Source organism: Paenisporosarcina sp. P5_A11, from assembly GCF_056400705.1.
Genome location: NZ_JBFUKT010000243.1, coordinates 1 through 3,805, shown reverse-complemented (window position 1 = coordinate 3,805; position 3,805 = coordinate 1). Strand labels below are relative to the sequence as shown.

Here is a 3,805-nt window from a genome sequence, read left to right as displayed (position 1 = left end):
AAATTTTATCCAGAACACACAACTCCTCCTATTCCATTAACCTGTACCGTTAGTTGAAAAAGATAGTGGCATTAATCCTTATTGAGCTAAAGCATCCGTTAGTTCAACAAAACTTCTAACCTAAATATACAATTTCACCATTTTCCTTTTTTGCACGAATCGTGATTTTACCGACACATTGTTCTGGATTTTTATAACCATTTTCAACTTCTCCAAATAACCTAGATAATAGAGCTTCTACTTCACCTAGTGTTGTATCTTTAGAAAGTTTATGTACACCCATTAGTTCAACGCCTTTAAAAGAGTCCTCTATACCTTGAACTTCAACTTCTCCAAATGCTTTAACTTCAATTTCTATTTTCATATTTATTACCTCCTTAAAACTAATAATACATTTACGAATTAACTTATAAATTGTTTCACTAACCTGCACTGTTAGTTCAATAGGAAAAAGTGCTGCTTATGCACTCGATGATCTTTTACAAAAGGACCCGTTAGTTCAACCACATTCATTTTCTTTTCAGAATAAACCTTGGTGGAGGTCCATATGACTGTTCTGCTTCAAAGTAGGCGAGTTTTCCAGGGATACACGAGATTATTGAAGGAAACCCTTCACCGACTGATACCTCTAAAGCCGAAGTTAAAGACATATGCTTTCCATCGATAGAATCATTCCAAGACATTGCGTAACAATCATTACCAGCACCTTGTTTTTTTAATAAATTCCCTATTTCTTCTGGGTCAGAATTAGGCTTTGGTATTTCAATCATAAATTCCTCTCTGAGTGTAGTTAAGTAATTATGATTTAATCTACCTATTGCATCCATTCGTTTTTTGCCGAAAAAAGTTCGAACAAAACTCTTTGTTGGATTCTTTTATTAAAAAAAGATTTAACAATTAAATCTTCAAGTTCTTTATCCATTTCAATTCCTCCCACAACTTAATTTCACCAAAATAAGGAAATTATTTTTAAACTAACCAGCCCCGTTATTTGAAGATCAAAAGCCCCAACTTAGACACTACATCTTTTCATTATATTACCATATTCTTGATGAGTTTCCTTTTATTATTAGAAAGAAAATTTTGTGAGATTAACGAGAAAAGCAATGCAAAAAGCAATGCTAATTTGCACAAGTTTGGTATAGAGATAAATATCTACTTGACGTAAGTGAACAGACCACCATCATTTCAGTAATGTGTAGGTATTACCCTTATTATAAAATTGATGTTTTTTTGTACTCTGATTTTCCTTGYTCTTTATATAGAAGCAACTGACAAAGTAAAASCCCTTCCACAAATAAGTTAACCCGTTCAGTAATCTGGTACAAAATCTAAATTAAACATACAAAAAGAGCCTAAATTCGCATGAATTGGGCTCTTTTGTTTACCTATATATYCTTGATGWACTTYAACTAAAGCACCTGTTAGTAAAAAATTACCACGAAAATTGAAATGATAAAATAACATATAAAACCCCAAATCCGAAATCCAAAAGATAGAACCGTTTATCTTCTTTTTGAAAATAACTTTCGATCCCATCTAAAATTGAATTAACCCCTAATAAGATGAATAACCAACGAAAGAAGTAATCAAAATCGTTGATTATACTCATTACCARCATGAACAACGCTGCTATGACGATTAAAATTTTTATAACAATAAACGGTTTTGAACTTTTCTTTTTTACCCTTTTTTCAAAAAATAATCCCATTCTAGTACCCCACCTGATTTTATTTAATCCCTTTTTCTTTAATAAAAACTAGTAATTTTTGGTATATATTATCAACATTCTTGTTCAATACAATTTATTAGCTATTCTTGATTGTCCCAACCTACATACCAGGCGTCATCTGTTAACTCATTCCATTGTAAAGTAAAATTTTTAGCGTGAATTCTTAAGCCGCAAAACCCCTGGGTGGTTCTCCAATCCAACCCAAACATTTCAAAAATAAAGCAATCATTTTCAACTCGCTTTTCTTCAAATGTCGAAAATTCCATTTCCTCTAAATCGGTGAGTAGAACTTGCTTTTCTTCAAATTTCGACTCTTTCTCATCTTCCTCTTCTTCCCAATCGGAAATCAGAACTGGATTTAAATCAACGTAGAGGAAAGCTTTACTAAACGTAACTTCATTGAAAGTCAGCCTACATTGTCCTGTTGACTTTGCAACTTTATAAGGGTTGAGAGGATGTTGTTCGGAAATGTATATATATTCAAAAACAATAATGATTGTTTCATTTTCCACTTGCATTTTTTCTACAAAGCAATCATGAAAATCGAGATAGTCGAGGTATTCGTTAGTAGTTTCGAATTTGTAACTCTTCATACAATCACCTACCTACCTATCCTTTTTTTATTACACCTTGTTCAACTAACCTGCCCCGTTAGTTTAATAAGAAAGAGGTGCATAAGCATTCCCGATGATCTTCAACTAAAGCACCCGTTAGTTGAAGAACTAGCCTATAATTCTCACTAAAACTGTGATACTAATCTAAATATGGAGAATTAAATTCCTCAACGTATAATCCAGTAGCTACAACTTTTTGACGGGCGTTATGACAATCCTTATTTGCCCCAATGTACATATAGTAATCGTATCCGAAATGAACAAAAAACTCTTTTTTGCAACTTAATTTACACCAAATAACATTCCGTAATGTTAACTTTGCTAATTCTTTGATTTCTTGAGTAGTTACGCATTTGCCAACCCACATTTTTGACAAAAATGGAGACGCATTTTGTTTTGAAACCTCGTCAGACCATATCTCTAAAGCGTTTAAATAAACCTTATTTAAACCCATCTCATCCATAAATGTTGTGATAGCGTTTATGAAGTTTGATTCTGTTCTCAAATATTCTTCTTCACTTAGTTTAGTTCCTACCTCTGAAAAACAAGTCCATTCCTTGTCATCAAGATAATTGCCAATTTCATTTCTGTTTTTTGGGTCATATTTTGTTATCCTCCAAGAAAACATCTGGTTACACACCTACTTTATTATTTTTATTATAAGGCTAATATGTAGATTTAAGATAATTTCTTCTAAACTAGACTGCCCCGTTAGTTGAAGAAGAAAAAGGCTTTACTCCTTATTGAACTAAAGCACCCGTTAGTTCAATAAGGTCTTTACTGAACTTTGCTTTTTAAATCGGTTAACTTCTTAAATTTTTTATCATAACTTTGTCGTTGAAGAAGATTATTTAGCCAAAATTTTGCTCTTTCCTCATCCTTATTTATTATAAAAATTTTAATGGCTTTTTTAAAGTTGCTACTGTATTTAAAATTTTCATCTCTCATCATATCAAGCCCTTGGTTAAGTTAGAAGCTTTACTGAATTCCTTTGTTTTGGAATATAATATCCCCAAATAAATATAACCACTAGATTTTTCTTCCTTAGTGAATTCTTGTTTAATAGCTGTATCCATAATTTGAATAGCCTTTTTAATAAGGAATAAATTCTCATAAGTATTAGCTCAATAAAAATAATCCTCATACTTTTTTAATGGTTTGATTAGTGAAATAATACCCATAAAAAACACCTCATTCCTGAATGTTCGTATTAACCTGTTCGTTAGTTCAATAAAAGGCTGCTTATGCAACCCGATGATCTTTAACTAAAGCACCCGTTAGTTCAATAGGAAACTTATTATTTCATGCTTTCCAAAATTAAATAGTCCTTTGTTTTAACGATTGTTATATCGTGTTTCTCTGCGAATTCAATTAAATGGTCATACGCTTTTGGTGGTTCGAGAACAGCTAATCTAACGTTAATCCCTTTATTTACTTTTATTTTGGCAGATTTTTTAGC

General features: G+C 31.8%; 5 protein-coding genes. All 5 read right to left on the bottom strand.

Features of this window, described 5'->3' with window-relative positions; translation table 11 throughout:
* Nucleotides 1–115 precede the first annotated feature (115 nt).
* The 5 genes from AC1DOS_RS18625 to AC1DOS_RS18605 all read right to left on the bottom strand — a co-directional run bounded on the left by AC1DOS_RS18625 (nt 116) and on the right by AC1DOS_RS18605 (nt 3,294).
* Entirely contained in the window at nt 116–364 is a 249-nt protein-coding gene (locus AC1DOS_RS18625) for a hypothetical protein (RefSeq protein WP_477538704.1), read from the bottom strand.
* Nucleotides 365–509: 145 nt separating this feature from the next.
* On the bottom strand, nt 510–770 hold the full coding sequence (locus AC1DOS_RS18620) for a hypothetical protein (RefSeq protein ID WP_477538703.1): 261 nt from the start codon (nt 768–770) through the stop codon (nt 510–512).
* A gap of 1,042 nt (nt 771–1,812) precedes the next feature.
* Nucleotides 1,813–2,325 carry a hypothetical protein gene (locus AC1DOS_RS18615; protein WP_477538702.1) on the bottom strand — a complete coding sequence of 171 codons (513 nt, stop codon included), beginning with the start codon at nt 2,323–2,325 and terminating at the stop codon, nt 1,813–1,815.
* A gap of 160 nt (nt 2,326–2,485) precedes the next feature.
* Nucleotides 2,486–2,974 (bottom strand): hypothetical protein, encoded by a 489-nt coding sequence (locus AC1DOS_RS18610; RefSeq protein WP_477538701.1) that lies wholly within the window; start codon nt 2,972–2,974, stop codon nt 2,486–2,488.
* Nucleotides 2,975–3,123: 149 nt separating this feature from the next.
* The gene (locus AC1DOS_RS18605) at nt 3,124–3,294 is read right to left on the bottom strand and encodes a hypothetical protein (protein WP_477538700.1); all 171 of its coding nucleotides are present in this window, start codon (nt 3,292–3,294) and stop codon (nt 3,124–3,126) included.
* Nucleotides 3,295–3,805: the final 511 nt, after the last annotated feature.